We start from the raw sequence: 24652 nt of genomic DNA, 5'->3' as shown, positions 1-24652 counted from the left end.
CAGCCATCATTAATCAATAAATTCAAATTCGAATTCCAGAAGCCTGATAATATCTCCATCCTTGGCTCCGCGTTCTCTGAGCGCTTCATCAACACCCATTCCGCGCATCTGTCTTGCAAACCGTTTAACCGATTCATCACGCGAGAAATCAGTCATCTTGAATAACCGCTCAAGACTGTCTCCTGAAAGTACAAATACACCGTCCGGATCGCGTGTAATGTTAAACGGCACTTCTTCATTCTCCATCGTGTACATGACACGGTTTTGTGTAAGCTCTTCTTCGTCATACAGCGGGAATTCCGGCGTGTTCTCCAGCTGATTGGCGACTTCAAACAGAAGCTCACGAAGGCCTTCTCTTGTCACCGCACTGACCGGGAATACCGGGTAATCATCCGTCAGCTTTTCTTTAAAGGCTTCAAGATTTTCCGCAGCCTGCGGCATGTCCATTTTATTGGCAACGATAATTTGCGGACGCTCAGTGAGACGCAGATTGTACTCGCTCAGCTCCTGGTTAATCGTGACGTAATCCTCATACGGATCGCGGCCTTCCAAACCGGACATGTCAATGACGTGAACGATAACCCGCGTCCGTTCAATATGGCGCAAAAACTGGTGGCCAAGTCCGACCCCTTGGTGTGCGCCTTCAATCAGTCCCGGCAAATCAGCTATGACAAAGCTGCGTCCGTCATCCGTTTCAACCATGCCGAGATTTGGGACAAGCGTTGTAAAGTGATAGTCCGCAATTTTCGGTTTTGCAGATGAGACAACAGACAGCAAAGTGGATTTTCCAACACTCGGGAACCCGACAAGTCCGACATCCGCAAGCACTTTTAATTCAAGAACAACGTAGCGTTCTTTTCCCGGCTCGCCGTTTTCTGAAAGCTGAGGCGCGGGATTAGCCGGTGTAGCAAAGCGGGAATTCCCTCTTCCGCCTCTTCCGCCCCTTGCAATGACAGCCTGCTGTCCATGCTCTGTTAAATCAGCGATGACCTGCTTTGTATCATCGTCTGTCACAACGGTGCCTGGCGGAACTTTAATGACCATATCATCAGCATTTCGCCCATGCTGGTTTTTGGACATGCCATGCTCCCCGCGAATCGCTTTAAAGTGTTTTTTGTATCTAAAATCCATCAGGGTGCGGAGACCTTCATCCACTTCAAAAACGACGTCTCCTCCCTTTCCTCCGTCACCGCCGGCAGGGCCGCCTTTCGGCACATATTTTTCACGGCGAAACGCAACCATCCCGTTGCCGCCGTCGCCACCTTTTACATATACTTTGACCTGATCTACAAACATAATGTCCTCCGTTCTAAACCGTTAAAAACTCCGCTAGTCCAACCCAATTTCAATCAGACATTCGTGACTTGTGATCTCAAAACGCATGATATCAACGTCCTCATATCCATTTTGCTGAATTTCATCAAAAGCAGATGGATCGGCAAAGGCGCCGTGAAAATCAAGGTACAGAATCAGCTGTCTGTCAGGATGATCCGTTTCAAGCGAAACCGTTAAATGATTTTCGCTCTCTCTGCTGACTGCTTGATCAAACAGATAAAACAGCTTTCTCATCAGTTTCGCCAGCTTTTGATCATAAGCCGACAAATCCTTAATTTCTCCAAGAACTTCATATTCAAGCGTCATATAATGGGTTTTCCAATTAAATGTAAGAAAATCGAATGCCAAATGCGGTGTTTTCAGGTTTGAGAGCTTTGATTCGTGCTTTGCGTCTATAACCATTTCTTCAATCATTTCAAAGACGCGGTCATACTTCTGCAAGCTTAAGTTTCCTTTAATCAGCTGCAGCTTATTCATCCAATCATGCCGGGAATGGCCGAGCAGATGAATCAGTTCGTTTGTTAATGCCGTGTCGCTTATATTTTCTTCTTGATTTTTTGAAACATCCTTCATTTTCGCACTCCCAATCATTTAATTTCTTATTTAGGAGTCTGTATAAGTGTGTATTATGAATTATAACAGAGAAGGCTTTGTTAGAAAAACAATTGTTTTTCCCAGAAATATCATGTTCCTTTTTTCTGGCTTTGGTTGATTTGCAGCCAGGCAGAACATTTTATGTATTACTGCTTGGGGAACATATCCAGTGGGTTTGAGACGTTTATTCTCATTCTTGGCGGGGTCTGCTCGCACATACTCTGCATTTCATTCTTGGTGTTTACTCCGCATATTGCAAAAAAAACTCCAGTCATCATCGACCGGAGTTTTTTGAATCATTATTGAGCTACAGGATATACGCTCACTTTTTTGCGGTCACGGCCGAAACGTTCGAATTTAACAGTTCCGTCGATTTTCGCAAATAGAGTGTCATCTCCGCCGCGGCCCACGTTTTCACCTGGGTAAATTTTTGTTCCGCGTTGACGGTAAAGGATAGAACCGCCTGTTACGAATTGACCGTCAGCACGTTTAGCACCTAAACGTTTAGCCTCAGAGTCACGTCCGTTCTTTGTAGAACCTACTCCTTTTTTAGAAGCGAAAAACTGAAGATCTAATCTAAGCATGTAGCTCACCTCCTATATTATGTTTGTGGTCACACGCAAGTTATCTTTGTAATCCCGTTCGATTGTATCCAGCGAAACAATCATGCCTTCAATCAGCAGCTGAGCTTTTTGGCGCGCCTCCGGATCAAGAGATTCAGGGAATTCAAAGTAAAAATAACCCCCGTCCTCCCCTATATCAAGAAGCGGCTCGAAACCCGCGAGCACAATGACCGCGTTAACGGCTCCAAACACAACAGCTGTCACTCCGGCACAAACAAGATCTTGTCCATGTTCAGCAAAATTCGCATGGCCCGTCATTTCAAAAGACAATATGCCTTTATCATGAGACCTTCTGACTGTTGCCTGAATCATGCTTACGCGTTGATTTTTTCGATCGTCACTTTAGTGTAAGGCTGACGATGACCTTGTTTTTTATGAACGTTTTTCTTTGGTTTGTATCTGAAAACAGTGATTTTTTTCGCGCGGCCTTGTTTTTCAACTTTAGCCGTTACTGTTGCGCCTTCAACTGTAGGGTTGCCGACTTTCACGTTGTCTCCGCCAACAAACAAAACGTCTTCAAAAGTAACTGTTTCACCTGCTTCAGCAGCAAGTTTTTCGATGTAAACAGTTTGGCCTTCTTCAACTTTGATTTGTTTTCCGCCTGTTTTAATGATTGCGTACATTCTCTGCACCTCCTATTAGACTAAGACTCGCCAGACACCAGGGGGCTGTAAAAGCTCTTAACACCTGTACTGAGCGGTTGTAGCAATGGTGCTACATCCATAACATTAAAAAATATACCAAAATACAAGACGTTTGTCAATTGATTTTAGTAAGGCAGCAGCAGTTCCTCCATGGAGGAATTCGTCCGCTTATCGGCAAAGTAAGCGTGCAGCACTTCATTCTCGTCAAGCTGGCTGAGTTTCTGTCCTGATTTCTCTATAATAATAGGATGTTTACAGCCGCGTTTGAACTCGGCCATCACATGATAGACTTTGTCCTCTGCCTTTACAGTCAGCGGCAGCAGCTTTTCAAGCTCACGGTTTTTTCCGTAATACCTTTCAAGGAGAAATCTCACATGGATATAGTGCCTTTGCCTGTATTCCTCAAACAAAGAAACAGCCAGAAAGACAAACAAAACCCATGCGCTGATTTGCAGAGGAATCACAAATAAAACCCAACACCCGAGCAACAGGCAGAAGCAGAGCGACGTTTTTAAATTGAGTCGGTGAGCCTTTTGAAAAGGCAGCTGCTTGGAAAACAACAAAAATAACAGTTTTCCCCCGTCAAGCGGCCAGATCGGCAGCAGATTCACAAATAAAATAGAAAGGTTATAAAAGGTGAAGAGTTCAAAGGTATGCTGATGAAGCACTGAGAATTCTGCAAGCATCCAGGCAGCAAGCTGAAGCCAGATGTGCTGAAGAGGGCCGGCAATAATCACCGCAAACTCTTCCTTTAACGGCCGATTCCCATGCTCTTCCACTTCAACGGTTCCACCAAACGGCAACAAAAAAACACGCTTGATTCTCCAAGAAAAAAACACGGCCAGAGCAGCATGCCCCAGCTCATGGACCAGTACAATCAGGAGCAGACATAATAATGCTTTCATATGGCCTGTGAGCAGTCCCAACGCCGCGATAATCCAAAGAAAAGGGTGCACATGAATCTTCAAGATAAGGTCGAGCCATTTATTCAAATGAAATCACCTGAATCGGATCAATAAATTTATCGCCGTCTTTCATGGCAAAATAATAGACCCCTTTATTATGATCATCAAGTTTAATCGAACCGAGCTTTTTGCCTTTATCTACAAAATCATATAAAGCAACATCGACATCTTTGAGCTCGCCATAAATACTATAGGTGTTGTCAGCATGCTGCACCTTAACTGTCAGTCCCGTCTGGCTGTCTTTGCTGACTTCAACTACATAGCCTTCCTTTATGCTATCAATTGTATCGCTGCTTGTTTCGACTTTAATCCCTTCCCCGTTGTCCTGAAAATCCTGCTGCACTTTCCCGGATGCAGGCGCGACCAGGTCTTGGCCCACTTCGACCTGCTGTTCCTTATTTTTATGTTCAGGAGCCAGAAAAGCGAGCGGATTGCCAAATTTCGTTTCAAACCAATGGCTTGCTGAGGCAAATTGAAATTCAGTTTCGAAGGTTTTGGCAACAACGGGTTTAATCTGGCTGACGGGCCCAATGTTTGTTTTATAGGCTATGGCGGATACGAGAACAAGGCAGGCCGACAGAAGACATTTCAGGATAATTGAATCTGTTTTAACCAGAGGGTGTTTTCCATTAAATGTTGAAATGTTATCTTCATAGACCGGAAGAGTTCCATGCTTTTCTTGATCCGTGACCATCACCCAGGACGGGGGTTTCTGCTTTTCAGAAACTGTCTGAGTAGAGAAACGTTTCGAGCCGGAAAGCTGTTTTCTTCTTTTCTCTAATCGTTTTCTGATTTCATCTGCTCTGTGACTCATTGCCATCATCCTTTGCATTCGTTGGGTTTGTACATCATATGTCTTGTCCACGGCAAATATTCGTTACTCAAAGCAGACAAAAACAAAAAAACCTGACACAGCATTTGCTTTGTCAGATTCTTCTCTTTGATTCTATTACATTACGATCTTACTCCGAAAAATGATTTAATCTTAGCCATCATTCCTTTGTTTTGCTCTTCAAGCACCTGCAAAGGAACAGATTCGCCTAAGATGCGGCGGGCAATATTGCGGTATGCAATGGAAGCGCGGTTTTTCGGGTCCATCGCAATCGGTTCGCCGTGGTTGGAAGCTTTAATGACTTCATCATCATCAGCCACAATTCCGAGCAAATCGATCGACAAATGCTGTACGATTTCGTCGATATCCATCGTGTCACCGTTTTTCATCAAATGATTTCTGATTCTGTTTACAACGAGCCGCGGCGATTCAATATTTTCCTCTTGCTCCAGCAGCCCTATAATACGGTCAGCATCACGAACAGCTGAGATTTCAGGCGTTGTGACCACAATCGCTTTATCTGCTCCGGAAACGGCATTTTTGTATCCTTGCTCAATTCCGGCAGGACAGTCTATGATGACATAGTCATATTCCTGTTTAAGCTCTTGGACCATATTTTTAATTTGTTCAGGAGCAACAGCTGTCTTATCGCTCGTTTGAGCAGCGGGCATTAAATAGAGCAGATCATCGAAACGTTTGTCTTTTACGAGCGCCTGATGCATTTTGCATCTGCCCTCTACAACGTCTACAAGATCGTAAATAATTCTATTTTCAAGACCCATTACAACATCAAGGTTGCGCAGCCCTATATCAGTATCTACTAAGCATACACGCTTCCCTAAAATGGCTAAGGCGGTACCGAGGTTCGCAGATGTTGTTGTTTTACCTACTCCGCCTTTTCCCGAAGTTATTACGATAGCCTCACCCAATTCACATTCCTCCCTCAAGCCTTGTTAGATCAGGTCTTAAATGAGCCAAATGTTGAAGGCGTTCAATGACCATATTTCCGTCTGTATCTAAATAAGCACATTCCATTTCGTTCCCTTTTTGAATGTGGTCTGGGGAGCGATTTAACACGTGATTGATTCTTAATTGTGTCGGCAGCATTTCAGAGGCGGCGATGACCGCTTGATTATTTCCGTTAAATCCGGCGTGCGCGATTCCTTTAAGTGAGCCCAGAACAAAAATGTTCCCTCCGGCCCTGACTGTTCCGCCGGGATTCACATCACCGATCAGGAGCAAGTCGCCTTTCACCTGCAGCACTTGGCCTGAACGGACAATTTTTGAAACAGAAATAATTTCAGCTTCCTCTTTCATACGCTGTGCTTCTTTTTTAGTAATGACTTCACTGTCAATAGAATGAACAAACAAATCTTTCTTTGACGCAATCAATTCTGTCAGCTGTTCCTTTTGCTCCTTATATAAAAAGCGATTTCCCAGCTTAACATGGACGCTGATTTTCTGGCCTTTTCCATCCGTATATTGTTCAATTGACAGCATATTCTGAAGACCATCGAGAAGCTCATCAAAAGAACACGCATCATCCAGATGCAATGTTAACCCATTCTTTGTTCCTTTTATTGTTACATATTGCTGCTTTTTGGTCTTCACAATATTCACCTCAACAACATACTCATTTCGTCAAAAAAAGATAAAATCCTTTTTACTCATCTCTCAATTCTTTCTTTAGACTCATAAAAAATAATCTAAATGGCAGAACCAGAATAAGAGCGGCTGCAATATTTAATAAAATTGTCGGTATAAACCGGTCAAGTACAAATCCGTTAAACGTCATGATGTCTTTATGAATCAAAGACTGAATGCCGAATACGTAAAATTCGAGCAGGCAGACAGCGAGAACAGCTATCAATATCACCACAAATGCGTTTGTATGCAGCACTTTAAACGCTTTTGAAGCCAAATAGCATAACCCGGCAAAACCAAACATATAAACGCCTAATAGACTTGTATAATTCATGTCATATAGAAGACCAAAAATAAAGCCGTAAATCATCGCGTGTTTTTGGTTGATGAAAGCCGACATAAATATCAGTACAAGCATCAGAAAACGCGGGACGAGCACCTGATCATCTGTAACGAACGGAAAATGCACCAGATCTGTAAAAATGCTTTCCGCAGAAAAAACAAGCATCATAACGAAAGGGAGAAGGAAACGCTTCACGATCCTTCCTCCTCTGTATCGACAGTCGGCACATCCCGGTTAACAACAATCACATTATTTAAATCGGTAAGGTCAGCCGCAGGTTTTACATAAGCAACTTTCGTTAATCCATAGGAATCTGACTCGATATCAGTCACTTCACCGATTGTCAGCCCCTCTGGGAAAACGCCGCCTGTGCCTGATGTTTCAATAAGATCGCCTTTTTTCACGTCTTGTTTATCCTTGCGCTCAATAATGGTCATCTTAAGACGTTTTTTGTCTTTGTCATATCCTTCGATCAGGCCGTAGCCTTTGCTGCCTTTTTTTCCGGATATTTTCGTCGCGACTCTGTTATTGCGATCAGTATCGCTTAAAAGCTGAACCGTAGACGTAAAATTGTTAAGTCCGGAACTTTTGATCTTGCCGATTAATGCGCCTTTTTCGTTTGTAACAGCCATATCCTTCGCTACATTTTGCTGAGACCCTTTATTAATTGTGACCTGTTTCGCCCAATTATCAGGGCTTCTGGCAATAACCGTCGCTAAAATCGGCTTGTAATCTTTAATCGATTTGACATGGCCAAGCTCGTCACGCAAGGATTTGTTTTCTTCTTCAAGTTCTTGAAGCTTGGCTTCATATTGTGTCTGTCCGTCCAGTTTCTCTCTCAGACGCTCGTTTTCTTTGTATGTGTTTTTTAAATCATCAATGTTCTCAAATATCCCTGCAAAAAATTCGGCAGGCGTATGAAAAATATTTTGAAATACTCCCGTCGTATCGCCGATCACTTTCTCAGGCCAGGTGGTATTGCGGCCGCCCTTCAGCGAAAATCCAATCATAGCCACCAATATGATAATACACAGAAGTAATAGCATTAACCGTTTATTCGGCATCGTGTTACACCTCTTCTATTGAACTCCCGATTATCTAGTTTTTCCTTTGAAAAGATGGATGTGCTCCAGTGCTTTCCCTGTTCCGATCGCTACACAATCAAGCGGGTCTTCGGCGATAAGGACCGGCATTTTTGTTTCTTCGCTGATGACTTTATCCAAATTGCGAAGAAGCGCTCCGCCGCCGGTTAACACAATACCTCTGTCCATAATATCAGCTGCTAGCTCAGGCGGTGTTTTTTCAAGTGTGCTCTTCACTGCTTCAACAATTGTAGATACAGTGTCACGCAGAGCATTAGAAATTTCTTTTCCTGTAATTTCGATTGTTTTCGGCAGACCTGTCAGTAAATCGCGTCCGCGGATTTCCATATTATCGGATTCTTCAGGAGCTTCTGCAGATCCGATCTCCATTTTAATCGCTTCAGCCGTACGGTCACCGATCATTAGATTGTACGTTTTTCTGATGTAGTTGATAATCGCATCATCCATCTCATCACCGGCTACACGGATCGATTGAGACGTTACAATGCCTCCGAGGGAAATAATCGCAACCTCTGTCGTACCGCCCCCGATATCAACAACCATGCTTCCAGTCGGTTCCCAAACTGGCAGATTGGCTCCGATTGCTGCGGCAAACGGCTCCTCAATCGGATACGCATCACGCGCTCCCGCCTGTCTTGTCGCATCGATGACAGCGCGTTCCTCAACAGCTGTAATGCCTGATGGAACACAAACCATCACATATGGTTTTCTGGCAAACATGCCTTTATTTTTTATAGCTTGATTGATGTAATATTTCATCATCGTAGCCGTTGTTTCATAATCAGCGATAACGCCGTCTTTCATCGGGCGAAGAGCTACCACGTTGCCAGGTGTCCGTCCGATCATATTTTTCGCATCATTTCCGACAGCAACAATCGACTTCGTATCCGTTTGCAAAGCGACAACTGAAGGCTCTCTGACAACAATTCCTTTTCCTTTTACAAAAACAAGCGTATTCGCAGTTCCAAGATCTATACCAAGGTCTCTTGTACCAATTCCAAACATATGTATGTATCTTCCTTTCTTAAAGCAAAAATACCCTAAAGGGAAAAACTCATAAACTCTATTATAGCTTAATTCGACGAAAAAAAAAGTGTTACAAATATCCTTTTTCCTTTAAACTCACAAATTTTTTGTCCCCGATCACCAAATGGTCAAGCAGCTCGATGCCAATCAGGTTTCCGCATTCAAACAGCCGTCTTGTCACTTCAATATCTTCCCTGCTCGGCGTCGGATCTCCAGAAGGATGATTGTGAACACAGATAAAGGAAGCGGCAGATCGTTTAAACGCTTCTTTAAACACCTCCCGAGGGTGGACAATAGATGAATTCAGGCTTCCGATAAATACGGTGCGTTTATGGATGACTTGGTTTTTTGTATTTAAGTATAAACAGACAAAATGCTCCTGGGTTAAAAAGCGCATATCCTCCATGACAAGATTTGCGCCGTCTTCCGGGGAGCGAATGACGAAATGTTCTTCGTTGGCTAATTTATGAATCCGGCTTCCAAGCTCAACTGCCGCCAGTATTTGGACCGCTTTTACCATACCGATTCCCGGAATGCTTGACAGCTCTTCAACTGACGCTTCTTTCAGCAGACGCAGCCCGTCAAAAGAGCGCAACAGCCGGTTTGACAGGTCCATAACAGATTCGTGTTTAGTGCCTGTCCGCAATAATATAGCCAAAAGTTCATGATTCGCTAAGTTCTCGGCTCCGACTTTCAGAAGCCTTTCTCTTGGCTTTTCTTTCGTTGGGAAATCTCTGAGTTTTAATGGCAGATCGTGTATGATCAAGCACTCCTTTTCTTTCCCTTCCCGTTTATAGAACTGTCATCCCTTCATATCAAAATGGCGAAGAGCTCTCATCGTTTTTGATATAGGAAGGCCCATGACTGAATAATAATCTCCGTCTATTTTCTTTACAAAAAGCGCGCCTCTTCCTTGGATGCCGTATGCACCTGCTTTATCCATCGGCTCTTTTGTTTCAATATAAGTCCAAATCTCTTCTTCACTGAGGGGCCAAAACGTAACTTCTGTCTTATCATAAAAAGTTTCGCTGTGATTTTCGGCTTGTATGCTGACCGCAGTTATCACTGAATGACTTCGGCCTGAAAGCCTCCGCAGCATAGAAGCGGCTTCTTCTTGATCTTGCGGTTTGCCGAGACATTCGCCGTCCAGGCATACCATTGTATCAGCGCCGATAACGATTGCATGCGGATGGAGATCAGCTACAGCCTTAGCTTTTTGTTTTGCCAACCATTGGACGTTTTCTTCAGGTGAAAAGTTTCGATTTAATTTTTCCTCTACTTCACTGACAATAATGGAGTAGGGCAGCTGGAGAAGATCGAGGAGTTCTTTCCTGCGCGGAGATTGTGATGCAAGTATTAGCGGCTTTGTCATGTTTGTCATCCTTTCAGGGTTTGCTTAAGAAAAAAAGATACTCGTTTATCCTACCAAATCACGAGGCTTGTCACAATTTCAGAAAAATAACTTTTTCATGACAAAATAAAAAAAGCCTGTCACTAAAGGACGAAGGCTCAGGTATTTTCTCTTATTTAATGACGGCTAACAGCTCCTGCTGAGCCTTCCACCCGGCTTCAGCACTTGGGTCCTCTAATTCCTTTAATGCCTGCAAAATCGCTTTTTTCTCTCCTCCTTCAGACGCTTCTGTTTTGCCAAGCGACTTTTCTATTTTCTCTACACTCGCTTTTGTAATGTCTTCACCAAGAATCGCCTTTGTTGCAAGCTCCGCTGTTTCCTTGAACGAATCTGTCATATCTGACTCTATTGATAAGGAAAGCTCCTTGCCTCCCCAAGCTTCAAAATCGCTGTCGATCAAAAGCTGTCCTAACTGCTGTGACACTTCCTTATCACCGGCTAAGCCTGCGATGACGTACGTATACCCGTCATCCTTTGACAGTGACACGGCGGAGTAGCCTTTTGCGGTCAGTTGTTCAGTTAACGTTTCGGCACCCTTTTCATTTGAGAATTTTCCGGCTTGTACAGCGTACGTTTTATATGTACCTTCAGTTTGTGCCGCTTGTTTTTCTGCGCCTGAGCTTTGTTTTTCAGCAGATGTATCTCCGGCTTTTGCTGTTTGGCTTCCTAGAGAATCATCTAGAGAGGCCGGTGCCGACGCTTCTTTATTGCCCGAGATGTTTAACGCGAATAACCCTAATCCAGTGCCTATGACGGCCGCAAAGGCAATCGTCGCCGCCACTTTTTTTACCGGCTTGGCCGCCCCGGCCTTTCCTTTTGAATACAGCTTTGTTTTTTTCTTTTGATAGGACGGAACGACTTTTGGATCCTCTTTAAACACCTTGTCCTCCTCGGAATCCCAGTTAAATTCATCTTCATCAGGATGTTCATGGGATGCCGCAACCTCTTGCTCTGCCTTTCTCTTTTCCTCCCAATTTGAAAATGTCATGCTTTTTTCCGTCTCAGTCTCAGGCGTCTCCTGTTCGTAAACCGTCTCTTCTTTTCCATTAATCGTCACCTTGAGGGCTTTTTCTGCGGCTTTACTGTTTTTTTTATTCTTTCTTTTTTTCAATTCCGCTTCCTCCCTTCATTTGCTTGACCGTTCTTGTCGGCTTTTCATGCTACACACTTTAGCACAGGCGAAAAAAAAAAGAACAAGACTTTTGTCGTCTTGTCCAAAAAACGTTCGTCAAATTTTTCAGCAGTCAGCCCAATGCCATTTTGATATAAAAAGATATGATAGAGTCACCGTATAAATAAGCTAAAATGCTCCCTGCAGCAATTGCGGGGGCAAAGGGAAGCGGCTGTCTTTTGGCGTGTCTTCCAGTCAGGACAGCTGCCGCTCCATACAATGCACCTATCAAAACAGAAAAGAAAAAGGCAGCTGCCAGCATTTTCACACCAAGTACAAAGCCAATCACCGCAAATAATTTAATATCTCCTCCCCCTATTCCCCCATGGGTGATTGCGGCAATTAAGGCCAGGAATAGAAATCCGGCGGCCGCACCTAACAGGCCGGCATACCAGGAATCAAGTGGAGAAATCAATCTTGCAGCGGCCAGAACGGGAACAAAGAAAATTAATATCCGATTTGGTATCAGCATAAAATGAATATCTGTCACTGCAACGATGATGAGAAGAGAGATAAACACGAGAGCGGGAAACAGTTCCGGAGACGGGCCAAAGCGTATTCCTGCTGCCGCAAATAAACACGCTGTCACAAGCTCTGCCACAGGATACATAAAAGAAATTCTGTGCCCGCAGCTTTTACATTTGCCTATTTGGAAAAGGAATGACAGGATGGGGATTAATTCTGCCGGGGTTAATGTCCGCCGGCAAAACGAGCATGCCGAACGGGGCGTGATAATGGATATATGTAAGGGGATACGGCACCCGGCCGTATAATAAAATGAACCAAGGATAAGCCCGAGGATAAAGAGAATGGGAAGCATAGACAACACACCTTTACTCACTGTAGATTCTGGTATGGATTGTAGCAGAGTGAGCGGCCTGAACTCTAATCGGGAATATTCAATTTTACACATAAAAAACCCCGGCAGAATCTCATTTTCGATACTGCCGGGTGGATGCCTTTATTGCAACCTTTTGCGGATTTCAGAAATAAAATAAAGCGATCCGGTAATGAGCACAATTTCATTTGAGCCCTTTTTGCTTTCTATGAATTCAATCACATTGTCCGGGTCCTCATTCCAGCTTTTATTGCTGATTTCACTTGCATCATAGAGATCTTTTGCAAGAGAAGCACGCGGGAAATCAAAAGAAGCAAAATGGATCGCATGCGCTATGGTTTCCAACCTCTTAATCATATTGTGATATGGTTTGTCCTTTAACGCGCTAAACACCACAGAAATGCTGGAATTAGGGAAACGCTGCTTCATCGTTTCCACCAGCTTTTCAACGCCTTCTTCGTTATGCGCACCGTCTAAGTATACGGGCGGATGTTCTTGAACAAGCTCTAACCGTCCCGGCCAAGCAGCCTTTACCAGCCCGCTTCTTAGCGCTTCATCACTGATATGGGCAATATCCTCCCTATTGAGCCACTCCGCAGCCAAAATGGACAAAGCCGCATTTTGTCTTTGATGGGTGCCGATCAGAGATGTTCGAACATCTTCATAACACTTCTCGCCCGTTTTGAATGAAAACTGTTCTCCGGCAGGCAGAGCCTCTTCATTGAAAATAACACATGTATCATGTAATGACTGGAACGGCGCATCATGTCGTTCAGCTTCATGACGAATGACCTGTAGGGCTTCCGGCTGAGTAACAGCTGTAACGATAGGAATACCTTCTTTAATAATTCCGGCCTTTTCCCCAGCAATTTCTTCAATAGTGTTTCCCAAAATGTTCATATGGTCGTGTCCAATGCTTGTGATCATAGTTAAAAGCGGTTCAACCACATTGGTAGAGTCGAATCTACCGCCCAAACCTGTTTCAAAAATAACAAAGTCGACCTTATGAAACTCAGCAAAATATAAAAATGCACAAGCCGTCATAATTTCAAATTCTGTCGGCTGGCCGTAGTCCGTTTGATCTAATGCTTCAACGTGCGGTTTAATCTGATTGACGAGTGTTGTCCATTCCTCATCTGAAATCGGTGTCCCGTTTACGCTGATCCGTTCATTAAACGTAATGATATAAGGTGACGTAAACGTTCCAACCGAATATCCGGCTTCTTGCAGCATAGAACGGATAAAAGCGACGGTTGATCCTTTGCCGTTTGTTCCTGCTACGTGGAACGCGCGGATTTTTTTTTCAGGATGGCCTAACCGCGCCATCAGCTGCTTCATTCGGCCGAGTCCGGGCTTCACTCCGAATTTCAGCCGCCCGTGAATCCAGCTGCGCGCTTCTTCATATGCAGTAAACAATGATAATCCCCTCTTTTATAAGACAAGGCGGTTTCTATAGAAACCGCCCCGGCTTTTCATTAGCCCTTCAGCTCAGCCATTCGTTTTTGAACAGCGTCACGCTTTGCCACATAATCTTTTTCTTTTTCACGTTCTTCATCAATTACGTGCGCAGGCGCTTTTTTCATAAATCCTTCATTACCAAGTTTCTTTTGGACACGCTCGACTTCTTTCGTCAGCTTATCGAATTCTTTTTGCAGACGGGCAATTTCTTCATCAATATTAATTAAGCCTTCTAGCGGAAGAATAACCTCTGCTCCTGTGACAACAGCCGTCATCGCTTTATCAACAGCTTCGATATCAGTGCCGATTTTAAGTACGCTCGGATTCGTAAAGCGTTCAACGTATGAACGGTTCACCTCGAGGCGGGCTGCTATTTCGTCTGTGCTTGTTTTAATATACAGTTCAACCTGCTTGCTCATTGGCGTATTGACTTCACTGCGGATATTACGTACAGAACGGATCAGCTCAACGAGAAGCTTCATGTCAGCTGCCGCTTCAGTATCAGTATGTTCCGGCACTACAACAGGCCATTGACTTACTGTAATCGATTCCCCTTGGTGAGGAAGGTGCTGCCAAATTTCTTCCGTTAAGAATGGCATAAACGGATGGAGGAGGCGCATCGTTTGATCCAGTACGTAAGCAAGGATAGAACGGGTTGTTTTCTTAGCCGCTTCGTCCTCTCCGTAAAGCGGAAGCTTCGCCATTTCAATATACCAATCACAGAAATCGTCCCAAATAAAGTTATATAAATGGCGCCCGACTTCACCAAATTCATATCGATCAGCAAGCTGGGTCACATGCTCGATCGTTTCATTTAATCGCGTTAAAATCCACTTGTCAGCTACTGATTTTTCGCCTGACAGATCAAGCTCATCGTACGTCATGCCATCCATGTTCATTAATGCAAAACGGGAGGCATTCCAAATTTTATTGGCAAAATTCCAAGTCGATTCCACTTTTTCATAGCTGAAGCGCAGATCCTGGCCAGGAGAGCTTCCAGTTGCAAGGAAATAACGTAAAGAATCGGCTCCATACTTGTCAATGACATCCATCGGATCGACACCGTTGCCAAGAGATTTACTCATTTTCCGGCCTTGCTCGTCACGGATTAAGCCATGAATTAAAACATCTTTGAACGGGCGCTCTTCTGTAAATTCAATCGCTTGGAAAATCATGCGAGACACCCAGAAGAAAATGATGTCGTACCCTGTAACGAGAACATCTGTCGGATAGTAGCGTTTAAAGTCTTCAGCCGTTACATCAGGCCAGCCCATAGTGGAGAAAGGCCAGAGGGCAGAACTGAACCATGTATCCAGTACATCTGTATCCTGTTCCCAATTTTCGCTGTCCTCAGGCGCTTCAAGCCCAACATGTAACTCGCCTGTTTCTTTATGATACCAAGCAGGAATGCGGTGGCCCCACCACAGCTGACGGGAAATACACCAGTCGCGGATGTTTTCCATCCAGTGTAAATACGTTTTTTCGAAACGGTCAGGCACAAAGTTAACTTTTTCTTCTTTCTTTTGCAGCTCAATCGCTGCATCAGCAAGCGGCTGCATGCGCACAAACCATTGTGTTGAAAGATAGGGCTCCACAACAGCCCCGCTTCGTTCACTATGGCCGACAGAGTGCATATGATCTTCGATTTTGAAGAGAACTCCCGCATCCTGTAAATCTTTCACGAGCTTTTTGCGGCATTCAAAACGATCCATACCTTGATATTGCAGGGCATTTTCATTCATCGTTCCGTCTTCATTCATGACAAGAATTCTTTCTAAATTGTGGCGGTTTCCAAGCTCGAAGTCGTTCGGATCATGAGCAGGCGTAATTTTCACTGCACCTGAACCAAATTCCATATCTACATAGTCATCACCGACAATCGGAATTTCACGATTTGTAATCGGCAGGATTACCGTTTTTCCGATAAGGTGCTTATAGCGCTCATCTTCAGGGTGAACGGCAACAGCTGTATCACCGAGCATCGTTTCAGGACGTGTCGTCGCAATTTCAATCGAGCCTGAACCGTCTGTGAGCGGATAGCTCATATGATAGAACGCGCCCTGAACATCTTTGTAAATAACCTCAATGTCGGATAGAGCTGTTTTTGTTGCAGGGTCCCAGTTAATAATATATTCGCCTCTGTAGATCAGGCCTTTTTCATAAAGCTTAACGAAAACTTCGCGAACTGCTTTGCTTAAGCCTTCATCCAGCGTAAAGCGTTCACGGGAATAATCAAGGCCAAGCCCTAATTTGGCCCACTGGCTGCGAATAAAGTCAGCGTACTCTTCCTTCCACTTCCATGTTTCTTCGAGGAATTTCTCGCGCCCCAAATCGTAGCGGGATTTGCCTTCTTCACGAAGTTTCGCTTCCACTTTAGCCTGTGTCGCGATGCCGGCGTGGTCCATACCCGGAAGCCACAGCACATCATAGCCCTGCATGCGTTTCATTCTTGTTACAATGTCTTGCAGTGTTGTGTCCCACGCGTGGCCAAGGTGAAGTCTTCCTGTTACGTTTGGCGGCGGAATGACAACAGCATATGGCTCTTTTGTCTGGTCACTGCCCGCTTCAAAAAATTTGCCTTTTAGCCAAAAATCATATCGGTCTTTTTCAACCGCTGCCGGATCGTATTTCGTCGGCATTGTTTGTTCATTTGTTTCCATGATAACCCTCCAGCATGTTTAAAAATGGCTGAGAACGAAAAAAGAGCTTTTCATCCCTATAAAAGGACGAAAAGCTCTTTCGCGGTACCACCTTTTTTCATGAACTCTATCAGTTCATGCACTTATAACGGATAACGGGTGTTTCCCGAATTTCTCTACTCTTCTTTCAAGAAATTATGCTCCCGGGCGACCTTCCAATCAGACAACATAAGAAGCCTTTCAGCAAACGGCTTCTCTCTCTGCATGCGCCTTTTTTGTACTCTTCCCGTTCTAAGCAGGTGTATTTATCAGCTCATTATATACATTATTTATGTTCTTTATTATAGTAAAAGTGTTTTTGATTCGTCAATCATCTTTTCCAAAAACACCGCTTTCTATACAAATGGGCAGGCACCTATTGCCCAAGTTTACATATGATGCTTATAAATGCGTAGAGGAGGATGCACCGTGAAGAAACGATTCAGCTCTTATTCACTGCCGCCGTGGGTCAGGCAAATTCGGCTTGTATCCGCGCAAGTGATTATCCCCATTACAATTTTTCAAGGGATCAGAACTATTTTCTTTCCGACAACCTTTGATGTTTTGCTACTCGCAATCCTAATCTTTTTAGCTTGCGCTCTTCATTTAGAATGGATATAAACAAACAAGTCCGCGCCATTAAGACGTGGACTCGTTTTCAGCCTGAAATTTTTTCTCTTGTTCAATCTGATGAATTTTCATCACAAACGGCTCTATATTTTTCATTTGCCAGTAAGCCTTTAATAAATGCGCACATTCATCTTTTTCATGCTGTCTTTTCCCGGTTTGATAACGGTTCAGCACCTTGTACATGGCTGCCGGATATGCCATATAGCTGAGAAAAAGACTGACTTCGGCTTCACGCAAAGGGAATGATTTCGTGTATGCATAAAACCATTCGACACATTCCGGACAAGCTTTCGGAAAGCCTCTGAACATTTTTGTATAAAAGCCGAGCAAGTCGTTTTGCGGCGGGCCGGCAGACGCTCTTTCGAAGTTTGTGAAATACCCGGTCCCAGCGTCATTATACAGAAAATGGTGTATAGATAGGCTGCCGTGGTTCATCACAACCCTTGAGATGCCCTTTTCTTTTGCCGACTCATACCAGTCCTCCAACCGCTCCAGTGCAAAGTTCACCGCGGAAATGGTTTCTGAAAAATAGGTTACGGCTTGGAGTTCAAAAGGGGAAAGGTACCATTCCTTCTCCGCTCTGTCCACAAACTGTTCATAGAAAATTTTATCATTTTCCCACTTTTTTTTCGTTTGTCCGTAATAACGTTCAATATCATCACGGCTGACCTTCATTTCCTGCGCAGTTCTCTCGTGAAGACGGGCTGCTTCTCTAAATAAATAAGCATGTTTCTGATCCCGTTCTTCCTCTTGGTCAAATTGGAGCCAAGGCATTAAATAATAGGAATCTCCTGATTGTACGCCCGCTGAGAAAAACTCACCGCTATTTGTTCTGTAAACGGGAACAAATGAACGAAAACCTTTTTCCTCAATCGCCACCATATGATCTGTAAACTGTTTGCTGCGAACCGATTTCAATTTTTTCAAGGCGAATACGCCGTAGTCTGTATACACTTTCCATACAAGAGGACTGACAGGCTCAATAAATTGAGCAGTCAGTCCGTATTCCTGAAGAACCGATTGGGTTTCTTCCATTCCATTCACCACATTTTCCGATCGCTTACGGCTTACGCATGGCTGTTGTTATATTGAGGAATATAAAGGATCTGGCCTGCTTTCAATTCATCATCCAAGGCTAAGGAATTCATCCTGATCAGCTGCTGGGAGGTGATTTCATACCGTTCGCATAAACGTTCGATCGTGTCTTCCTGCTGAACAATGCATATTTTCATTCTCGAAAACTCATCTTCTTCTCTCGTAAAGAGTTTTGTTAAATAAAGAGAATTATTACTTTCTTTTGTTTGAGATTCCTTCGTTTCAGCAGCAGGAGTAACCCTAGGAACAGCATCCGCTTCCTTCCTTTCAGTCTCAGATGTTTCAGGCAGCTGGAAGGATTGAAAAGGTGTTTCTTCCTCAGGCTCTTCAGCCGGAGGTATTTTTCTCACTTCAATTTCAAAGCTTTCTTCCCCTTGTTCTTCCTCCTCCAATAGTTTAGGCGCTGAATAAAAAGAATCCCCATCTTCTTGTTCGGGCAGGAAGGTGCGGTATGCCGGTGCAAGCTCTTCTTCTTGAGATGCCTCCTCCGAGCTTGCTTTTTGATTAGTAGGATGATGTGAATCGGCTTCGGCATTCTCTGCATATGCAGCTGATGCTGGTTTCCTCTCTCTACTTTCCTCTATAGAGAGAACCGCCTCAGTCACAGTCTCCGAAGCTTCATCCGCTTCTTGACGGAGTGCGGGCTCAGCGTGCTCCGGTTGATCTGTTTCTTTCTCTTCTTGACGAAGTACAGGCTCAGCGTGTTTCGGTTGATCTGCTTTTTTCTCTTCTTGACGAAGTGCAGGCTCAGCCTGTTCCGGTTGATCTGCTTTTTTCTCTTCTTGACGAAGTGCAGGCTCAGCCTGTTCCGGTTGATCTGCTTCTTTCTCTTCTTGACGAAGTGCGGGCTCAGCCTGTTCCGGTTGATCTGCTTCTTTCTTTTCTTGACGAAGTACTGGCTCAGCCTGTTTCGATTGATCTGCTTCTTTCTTTTCTTGATGAAGTGCGGGCTCAGCCTGTTCCGGTTGATCTGCTTCTTGACGAAGTACTGGCTCAGCCTGCTCCGGTTGATCTGCTTCTTTCTTTTCTTGACGAAGTACGGGCTCAGCCTGTTCCGATTGATCTGCTTCTTGACGAAGTACAGGCTCAGCCTGCTCCGGTTGATCTGCTTCTTCATTTTGAGCCTCTTGACGCAACGCATATTCAAGAATAGAGGACACTGGTGTTTCTGCTTTTTCCTCTTCAATTGCAGTCTCTTCTTGTAGCTCAGCTTCCAAAGCAGGCGATTCTTCTGCTCCAGAACCTTCACGAAGCTCTGCCTCTGCTGGAGAGTCCGCGTCTATCCGAACATCTGCTAATGCAGCTGCTGGCTCTGGCGTTTCTTTTTCTGCTTTAACGATCTCTTGAATTTCTATTTCTGATGCATTAGGTTCTGGCTCAGCTTCTTCTGTTTCTGATTCTTCACGAGACTCCTCTTCCGGCACTACAAGCTCTGCTGGCTCGGCTTCTTCTTTCACACCTTCTCGCGTCTCTGGTTCTGAAGCAACTGATTCCGGCGGCGCAGATTCTACTTTTTCTGTTTCCAACTCTTCACGAAGCCCGGTTTTCGAGACAAAAAGTTCTGGCGGTTCATCCTGCAGAATTGCTTCCTCTGCCGGAGCTGCATCCGTTTCTAATGCACTGTGTATCGGCGGCTCAGAAAGCTCTTCCTCTCTAAATGCCGCAGGAGCTTCATATAGAGGAATCTCCGGCTCTTTATCTGCCGTATCATCCAAAAGCCCTTCGATCGCTAAATCAGCCTGAATCGTTAAAATGCGCGAATCCGTTAATTGATAGTCAAATGCGTCAATAAAGACGAAGACATCCTGTAAATGACTCACTTTATTTTTCGGAATGGTAATATCCACAGGAAAACAGTGAGTCAGTTCCGCACTTCCATCCTCTCTCTTTCTGACTTCTTCAACAAACCGCTTATCTGTATAAAACTCTTCAGTATGTTTGTTTTGATCTATGTTGTACTCACCTGTAAGTTCAAGCGATCCTCTGATTGATACATAATCATTTACTTCTTGAACCCTAATATCAGGATCTAATGAAATAGAAAGCAGTTCAGAAACTTCCTGTCCTTTTTGGAAACAGATCGATTCTTCTACAGAAAATTGCAATCGATGATTTTGCGGCAAGTTCATATCCTCCTTTCATCTAATCCTTAAAATTAGATGTCACTAAAGGTGTATGTATGAACTGGGGAAAATATGAGTGGGAGAGCACAGAAAAAACCGGTACAAGGATGTCCTTGATACCGGTTTTTCACTCTTATCCGCGGCTGATCTCAGCGAATACTTTCTCAGCTGCCTGGATTGTTTTTTCAATATCTTCATCAGTATGGGCCGTTGAAAGGAAAAGGCCTTCGAATTGTGATGGCGGAAGGAATACACCTTCATTTGCCATCCCTTTATAATATTTAGCAAACAGCTTTAAATCAGATGATTTAGCTGTTTCATAATTGATGACAGGTTCGTTTGTAAAGAAGAAACCGATCATCGAACCTGCGCGGTTAAAGGTATGCGGAATGCCATGAGCCTCAGCCGCTTTTGAAATGCCTTCTTCCAGCCTGTCACCTTTTTTGATGAAATTCTTGTAGGAATCAGGTGTCAGCTGTTTTAATGTTTCTAAGCCAGCCGTCATCGCAAGCGGGTTGCCTGACAATGTACCAGCCTGATAAATCGGACCGCTCGGAGCGATCTGCTCCATGATTTCAGCCTTGCCTCCATAAGCGCCGACAGGAAGTCCGCCCCCGATCACTTTTCCTAAACAAGTCAGATCAGGCGCTACGTCGAAATAGCCTTGAGCACAGTTATAATCGACCCGGAAGCCTGTCATCACTTCATCAAATATCAGCAGGGAACCGTATTGCTCAGTGATATCACGCAGACCTTGCAGGAAGCCTTCTTGCGGCGGAACAACCCCCATATTTCCGGCAACCGGCTCTACGATAACACCCGCAATGTCTTCACCGAATTGCTGGAAAGCAAGCTTTATACTTTCTAAATCATTGTACGGAACGGTGATGGTGTTTTTCGCAATGCCTTCAGGCACACCAGGGCTGTCAGGCAGACCAAGAGTGGCCACTCCTGAACCTGCTTTAATCAAGAGAGAATCGCCGTGCCCGTGGTAGCAGCCCTCAAATTTTAAAATCTTGTTGCGGCCTGTATAGCCTCTTGCCAAACGAAGGGCACTCATTGTGGCCTCTGTTCCGGAGCTGACCATTCGTACAATTTCTACAGATGGCACACGATCAATGACGAGTTGTGCCAGTTCATTTTCCACCTCAGTCGGAGCCCCGAAGCTTGTCCCGTATTCAGCCACTTTTTTGAGGCTCTCTACGACGCGGTCATTTGTATGCCCTAAAATTAAAGGTCCCCATGACAAGACGTAGTCAATATATTCATTACCGTCAATATCAAAGATTTTTGAGCCTTTTCCGCGCTCCATAAAAATCGGGTCCATGTCTACCGATTTAAATGCGCGAACGGGACTGTTCACACCGCCCGGCATGAGTTTTTGCGCTTCTTTAAAAGCCGCTTTTGATTTTTCATAGCTTCTCATCTGCCTCAACTCCTGTCAAAATTACTCCGCAAGCCATTTCGCTGCGTCTTTCGCATGGTACGTAATAATTAGATCGGCACCTGCGCGCTTCATGCTTGTCAAAATTTCTAGCACAATTTCTTTTTCTTTGATCCAGCCGTTCTGCGCTGCAGCCTTCACCATAGAATACTCTCCGCTTACATTATAAGCGACGAGCGGCAAAGCAAACTCATTTTTCACGTCACGCATGATATCCATATATGAAAGTGAAGGTTTGACAATTAAAAAGTCCGCGCCTTCCTCAACATCTGATTGTGCTTCGCGGAGTGCTTCCATACGGTTGGCAGGGTCCATCTGATATGTTTTGCGGTCCCCGAATTGCGGCGTGCTGTTTGCTGCATCACGGAACGGACCGTAAAACTCACTTGAATATTTTACAGCGTAAGACATGATTGGAATATTGACGAATCCTTCTTTATCAAGCGCCTCTCTTATCACTGTAACAAATCCGTCCATCATGTTTGATGGCGCAATGATATCCGCACCAGCTCTCGCTTGGCTGACAGCTGTCTGCGCCAAAAGCTCCAGCGATTCATCATTGAGGATGACTCCGTCTTTGACAAGTCCGCAATGGCCGTGGTCTGTATATTCGCACAAGCATGTATCAGCGACAACAACCATCTCAGGGAAGTGTTTTTTAATTTCTGTGATGGCTTTTTGAACGATGCCGTGATCATGGTACGCTTGCGTTCCGCAATCATCTTTTTCTTCCGGGATGCCGAACACGATGACAGATTGAATGCCCAGTTTGACCAACTCTGCCACTTCATCCTTCAATAGATCTAATGATACATGGTAAACATCAGGCATTGACGGAACAGCTTTTTTACCTTCCAGCCCTTCAACGACAAAAATCGGATAAATAAAATCTGATGGATGCAAACGTGTTTCCTTTACCATCTCTCTCATTGCTTTTGAGGACCGCAGGCGGCGGTGTCTGTTAAATGATTGACTCATATTCTCTCTTCCTCTCTTGACATGCTGCACATTAACTCAAGCATGCCGTCTATTGTAAATGTGTCAGGCGTATGTGATGTGATGCCATACGTCAGCAGGGCGTCCCTTGTTAAAGGTCCGATGCTAATACATGACGTCCTGTTCGCCTGCCACTTTTTCAATTCTTCTCCTAAAACATGCATAAACGTATGTACGGTTGATGAACTCGTAAATGTCACATAGTCAAATGAATAATGACTCGCAGCCTCTCTCAGTGCCTTGATGCCTTCTTCATCCGGAATCGTTTCGTAAACAACCCATTCCTTCACTTCAAAACCGAGCGGGACAAGCTCTTGTTTGATCACATCACGTGACAAATTGCCTTTAATCACTGTAATTCGTTCCGCCGGTTCAGCATGCTGCTTAAGGGCCTCCGCCAATTGTTCAGCGATATAGTCCTTAGGCATTACATCAACCGATACGTTATGCGTTTCCAAGCGGCGAGCCGTTTTTTCACCGACAGCCGCAATTTTTTTATGAGCAGGAAGAAAAAGCTGATTTTCCTGTAGATAAGAAAAAAAGAAGTCCGCTCCGTTCACACTTGTAAAAACAAGCCAGCCAGGCGCAGCAAGATCCTCTTTCACCTGTTTCGCAACATCATTCGGCAAAGCGCGTCGAAACGTAATCAAAGAGGTCAAAACCGCTTTTCCGCCAAGCGCCTCCACTTTTTGCTGAAACGATTTTGCCTGCGCCTTATTCCGGGTGACTAGCACTGTTTTTCCTTTCAGCGGAAAATCATTTTCCATCCTCATCAAGCTCCCGTTTTACACGATCAATTAATTCTTTGGCTCCTTTGTCAGCCATAAGAGCGGCACAGCGCTTTCCGACTTCCTCCGGATCGTTTCCGGTGACGGTTTCTTTAAAAATGATTTTGCCGTCAGGAGAAGCGACAAGCCCTGTCAATTCAATTTCATCCTGTCCGTTTAACACTGAGTATCCTGCGATCGGAACCTGGCAGCCGCCCTCCATCGCGTTTAAATAAGCACGTTCCGCCAACACGGTCCGTTTTGTATATTCATCTGTAAACTGAGAAAACAACGCCAATAGCTCTTCATCAGATTCTCGGCACTCAATTGCCAGTGCTCCTTGGCCCACAGCAGGCAAACAGCGCTCAGGCTCGAGAAATTCGGTTACGACATCTTGCTTCCAGCCCATTCTGGAAAGGCCGGCAGCAGCTAAAATAATCGCGTCATAATCCTCAGTTTCCAGCTTTTGAAGTCTCGTATCTATATTACCCCTAATCCATTTAATTGTAATGTCAGGACGCTCGATCAAAAGCTGTGCGCTTCTTCTTAAACTGCTTGTGCCAATAACAGCGCCTTCCTTCATTTCTGAAAGCTTTACGCGATTCTTTGAAATAAGGGCGTCACGAGGGTCTTCCCGTTCAGGAATACAGCCGATCACAAGTCCTTCAGGCAAAACAGCAGGCATGTCCTTCATGCTGTGTACCGCCATATCAATGTCTTCATTTAAAAGCGCTTGTTCAATCTCTTTGACAAACAGCCCTTTCCCGCCCACTTTTGAGAGCGTAACGTCGACGATCCGGTCGCCCTTTGTCACGATTTCTTTTATTTCAAAGGTAAACGAAGGATTGATTTCTTTTAGTTTTTGAATGACCCATTTTGTTTGAGTCATAGCGAGTTTGCTCCGTCTGGAACCTACCTTAATCGTTCTCATA

The 24652-nt window shown here is 44.5% G+C and carries 26 protein-coding genes and 2 other annotated features; of the genes, 2 read left to right on the top strand and 24 right to left on the bottom strand.

The features are described from left to right. Window positions 1-9: 9 nt before the first annotated feature. Together obgE and spo0B are read right to left on the bottom strand one after the other, a co-directional pair. Window positions 10-1296, bottom strand: a complete 1287-nt coding sequence (gene obgE, locus KHQ79_RS01655; RefSeq protein ID WP_225514090.1) for a GTPase ObgE — start codon at window positions 1294-1296, stop codon at window positions 10-12. A 33-nt stretch (window positions 1297-1329) separates the two neighbouring features. Continuing rightward, window positions 1330-1908, bottom strand: coding sequence for a sporulation initiation phosphotransferase Sop0B (gene spo0B, locus KHQ79_RS01650; RefSeq protein ID WP_225514089.1), 579 nt, complete (start codon window positions 1906-1908; stop codon window positions 1330-1332). Between the two features lie 77 nt (window positions 1909-1985). On the opposite strand from spo0B, the gene KHQ79_RS01645 reads away from it, so the two are divergent. Then, a complete protein-coding gene (locus tag KHQ79_RS01645) occupies window positions 1986-2108 on the top strand; it encodes a hypothetical protein (protein ID WP_003229671.1) in 123 nt (40 codons plus the stop codon). Between the two features lie 120 nt (window positions 2109-2228). Here KHQ79_RS01645 and rpmA read toward each other — a convergent pair whose 3' ends face one another. From rpmA to valS, 16 genes are all read right to left on the bottom strand, one after another. After that, window positions 2229-2513 (bottom strand): 50S ribosomal protein L27, encoded by a 285-nt coding sequence (gene rpmA, locus KHQ79_RS01640; protein ID WP_003222623.1) that lies wholly within the window; start codon window positions 2511-2513, stop codon window positions 2229-2231. A 12-nt stretch (window positions 2514-2525) separates the two neighbouring features. After that, on the bottom strand, window positions 2526-2864 hold the full coding sequence (locus KHQ79_RS01635; RefSeq protein ID WP_003237563.1) for a ribosomal-processing cysteine protease Prp: 339 nt from the start codon (window positions 2862-2864) through the stop codon (window positions 2526-2528). Between the two features lie 2 nt (window positions 2865-2866). Next, window positions 2867-3175: a 50S ribosomal protein L21 gene (rplU, locus tag KHQ79_RS01630; RefSeq protein ID WP_003229668.1), complete on the bottom strand. Its 309-nt coding sequence runs from the start codon at window positions 3173-3175 to the stop codon at window positions 2867-2869. Window positions 3176-3188: 13 nt separating this feature from the next. Beyond that, window positions 3189-3264, bottom strand: a sequence feature (ribosomal protein L21 leader region). A gap of 57 nt (window positions 3265-3321) precedes the next feature. Further along, window positions 3322-4188 (bottom strand): stage IV sporulation intramembrane metalloprotease SpoIVFB, encoded by an 867-nt coding sequence (gene spoIVFB / locus KHQ79_RS01625; RefSeq protein ID WP_019259068.1) that lies wholly within the window; start codon window positions 4186-4188, stop codon window positions 3322-3324. Then, the gene (gene spoIVFA, locus KHQ79_RS01620) at window positions 4181-4975 is read right to left on the bottom strand and encodes a stage IV sporulation protein SpoIVFA (protein WP_060399154.1); all 795 of its coding nucleotides are present in this window, start codon (window positions 4973-4975) and stop codon (window positions 4181-4183) included. The genes spoIVFB and spoIVFA overlap by 8 nt, the downstream gene beginning before the upstream one ends. A 140-nt stretch (window positions 4976-5115) precedes the next feature. Then, the gene (gene minD, locus KHQ79_RS01615) at window positions 5116-5922 is read right to left on the bottom strand and encodes a septum site-determining protein MinD (protein ID WP_003237566.1); all 807 of its coding nucleotides are present in this window, start codon (window positions 5920-5922) and stop codon (window positions 5116-5118) included. A 1-nt stretch (window position 5923) separates the two neighbouring features. Continuing rightward, complete coding sequence (minC, locus tag KHQ79_RS01610) at window positions 5924-6604, bottom strand: septum site-determining protein MinC (RefSeq protein WP_225514088.1); 681 nt, start codon at window positions 6602-6604, stop codon at window positions 5924-5926. 52 nt (window positions 6605-6656) lie between these two features. After that, window positions 6657-7175, bottom strand: a complete 519-nt coding sequence (gene mreD, locus KHQ79_RS01605) for a rod shape-determining protein MreD (protein WP_060399156.1) — start codon at window positions 7173-7175, stop codon at window positions 6657-6659. Then, window positions 7172-8044, bottom strand: coding sequence for a rod shape-determining protein MreC (gene mreC, locus KHQ79_RS01600; RefSeq protein WP_003237571.1), 873 nt, complete (start codon window positions 8042-8044; stop codon window positions 7172-7174). The genes mreD and mreC overlap by 4 nt, the downstream gene beginning before the upstream one ends. A gap of 30 nt (window positions 8045-8074) precedes the next feature. After that, a complete protein-coding gene (mreB, locus tag KHQ79_RS01595; RefSeq protein WP_003237574.1) occupies window positions 8075-9088 on the bottom strand; it encodes a cell shape-determining protein MreB in 1014 nt (337 codons plus the stop codon). A 91-nt stretch (window positions 9089-9179) separates the two neighbouring features. Further along, complete coding sequence (gene radC, locus KHQ79_RS01590; RefSeq protein ID WP_003237576.1) at window positions 9180-9875, bottom strand: RadC family protein; 696 nt, start codon at window positions 9873-9875, stop codon at window positions 9180-9182. A 36-nt stretch (window positions 9876-9911) separates the two neighbouring features. Further along, window positions 9912-10481, bottom strand: a complete 570-nt coding sequence (locus tag KHQ79_RS01585; protein WP_003237578.1) for a Maf family nucleotide pyrophosphatase — start codon at window positions 10479-10481, stop codon at window positions 9912-9914. Window positions 10482-10632: 151 nt separating this feature from the next. Beyond that, a complete protein-coding gene (locus KHQ79_RS01580) occupies window positions 10633-11631 on the bottom strand; it encodes an SPOR domain-containing protein (protein WP_225514087.1) in 999 nt (332 codons plus the stop codon). Between the two features lie 133 nt (window positions 11632-11764). Next, window positions 11765-12511, bottom strand: a complete 747-nt coding sequence (locus KHQ79_RS01575) for a prepilin peptidase (protein WP_225514086.1) — start codon at window positions 12509-12511, stop codon at window positions 11765-11767. Between the two features lie 141 nt (window positions 12512-12652). Beyond that, the gene (locus KHQ79_RS01570) at window positions 12653-13945 is read right to left on the bottom strand and encodes a bifunctional folylpolyglutamate synthase/dihydrofolate synthase (RefSeq protein ID WP_225514085.1); all 1293 of its coding nucleotides are present in this window, start codon (window positions 13943-13945) and stop codon (window positions 12653-12655) included. 59 nt (window positions 13946-14004) lie between these two features. After that, window positions 14005-16647 carry a valine--tRNA ligase gene (gene valS / locus KHQ79_RS01565; protein WP_225514084.1) on the bottom strand — a complete coding sequence of 881 codons (2643 nt, stop codon included), beginning with the start codon at window positions 16645-16647 and terminating at the stop codon, window positions 14005-14007. Between the two features lie 59 nt (window positions 16648-16706). After that, window positions 16707-16929: a binding site (T-box leader), on the bottom strand. Between the two features lie 165 nt (window positions 16930-17094). Here valS and KHQ79_RS01560 point away from each other — a divergent pair. After that, window positions 17095-17286 carry a hypothetical protein gene (locus KHQ79_RS01560; protein WP_003222590.1) on the top strand — a complete coding sequence of 64 codons (192 nt, stop codon included), beginning with the start codon at window positions 17095-17097 and terminating at the stop codon, window positions 17284-17286. 18 nt (window positions 17287-17304) lie between these two features. On the opposite strand, the gene cotN is transcribed toward KHQ79_RS01560, so the two are convergent. From cotN to hemC, 6 genes are all read right to left on the bottom strand, one after another. Next, window positions 17305-18330 (bottom strand): spore coat protein CotN, encoded by a 1026-nt coding sequence (gene cotN, locus KHQ79_RS01555; protein WP_019259076.1) that lies wholly within the window; start codon window positions 18328-18330, stop codon window positions 17305-17307. Between the two features lie 32 nt (window positions 18331-18362). Continuing rightward, window positions 18363-20513, bottom strand: a complete 2151-nt coding sequence (locus KHQ79_RS01550) for a LysM peptidoglycan-binding domain-containing protein (RefSeq protein WP_225514083.1) — start codon at window positions 20511-20513, stop codon at window positions 18363-18365. Between the two features lie 133 nt (window positions 20514-20646). Next, a complete protein-coding gene (gene hemL, locus KHQ79_RS01545; RefSeq protein ID WP_225514082.1) occupies window positions 20647-21939 on the bottom strand; it encodes a glutamate-1-semialdehyde 2,1-aminomutase in 1293 nt (430 codons plus the stop codon). A gap of 21 nt (window positions 21940-21960) precedes the next feature. Further along, window positions 21961-22935 (bottom strand): porphobilinogen synthase, encoded by a 975-nt coding sequence (gene hemB / locus KHQ79_RS01540; RefSeq protein WP_084995801.1) that lies wholly within the window; start codon window positions 22933-22935, stop codon window positions 21961-21963. Then, window positions 22932-23720, bottom strand: coding sequence for a uroporphyrinogen-III synthase (gene hemD, locus KHQ79_RS01535; protein WP_225514081.1), 789 nt, complete (start codon window positions 23718-23720; stop codon window positions 22932-22934). Before hemD ends, hemB begins: the two co-directional genes overlap by 4 nt. Then, entirely contained in the window at window positions 23710-24651 is a 942-nt protein-coding gene (gene hemC / locus KHQ79_RS01530; protein WP_003237600.1) for a hydroxymethylbilane synthase, read from the bottom strand. Before hemC ends, hemD begins: the two co-directional genes overlap by 11 nt. Window position 24652 lies beyond the last annotated feature (1 nt).

This window comes from Bacillus sp. TSO22 (genome assembly GCF_020223595.1).
Lineage (GTDB): Bacteria > Bacillota > Bacilli > Bacillales > Bacillaceae > Bacillus > Bacillus inaquosorum.
The sequence above is the reverse complement of the archived record's forward strand: the minus strand, read 5'-3'. Positions and strand labels throughout refer to the sequence as shown.

Excerpts from the sequence above, each read along its gene's own strand:
- obgE (WP_225514090.1), bottom strand. The coding sequence starts at position 1,296 with ATGTTTGTAGATCAGGTCAAAGTATATGTAAAAGGTGGCGACGGCGGC.
- spo0B (WP_225514089.1), bottom strand. The coding sequence starts at position 1,908 with ATGAAGGATGTTTCAAAAAATCAAGAAGAAAATATAAGCGACACGGCA.
- rpmA (WP_003222623.1), bottom strand. The coding sequence starts at position 2,513 with ATGCTTAGATTAGATCTTCAGTTTTTCGCTTCTAAAAAAGGAGTAGGT.
- KHQ79_RS01635 (WP_003237563.1), bottom strand. The coding sequence starts at position 2,864 with ATGATTCAGGCAACAGTCAGAAGGTCTCATGATAAAGGCATATTGTCT.
- rplU (WP_003229668.1), bottom strand. The coding sequence starts at position 3,175 with ATGTACGCAATCATTAAAACAGGCGGAAAACAAATCAAAGTTGAAGAA.
- spoIVFA (WP_060399154.1), bottom strand. The coding sequence starts at position 4,975 with ATGAGTCACAGAGCAGATGAAATCAGAAAACGATTAGAGAAAAGAAGA.
- mreC (WP_003237571.1), bottom strand. The coding sequence starts at position 8,044 with ATGCCGAATAAACGGTTAATGCTATTACTTCTGTGTATTATCATATTG.
- mreB (WP_003237574.1), bottom strand. The coding sequence starts at position 9,088 with ATGTTTGGAATTGGTACAAGAGACCTTGGTATAGATCTTGGAACTGCG.
- KHQ79_RS01585 (WP_003237578.1), bottom strand. The coding sequence starts at position 10,481 with ATGACAAAGCCGCTAATACTTGCATCACAATCTCCGCGCAGGAAAGAA.
- KHQ79_RS01575 (WP_225514086.1), bottom strand. The coding sequence starts at position 12,511 with ATGCTTCCCATTCTCTTTATCCTCGGGCTTATCCTTGGTTCATTTTAT.
- valS (WP_225514084.1), bottom strand. The coding sequence starts at position 16,647 with ATGGAAACAAATGAACAAACAATGCCGACGAAATACGATCCGGCAGCG.
- cotN (WP_019259076.1), bottom strand. The coding sequence starts at position 18,330 with ATGGAAGAAACCCAATCGGTTCTTCAGGAATACGGACTGACTGCTCAA.
- hemL (WP_225514082.1), bottom strand. The coding sequence starts at position 21,939 with ATGAGAAGCTATGAAAAATCAAAAGCGGCTTTTAAAGAAGCGCAAAAA.
- hemB (WP_084995801.1), bottom strand. The coding sequence starts at position 22,935 with ATGAGTCAATCATTTAACAGACACCGCCGCCTGCGGTCCTCAAAAGCA.
- hemD (WP_225514081.1), bottom strand. The coding sequence starts at position 23,720 with ATGGAAAATGATTTTCCGCTGAAAGGAAAAACAGTGCTAGTCACCCGG.
- hemC (WP_003237600.1), bottom strand. The coding sequence starts at position 24,651 with ATGAGAACGATTAAGGTAGGTTCCAGACGGAGCAAACTCGCTATGACT.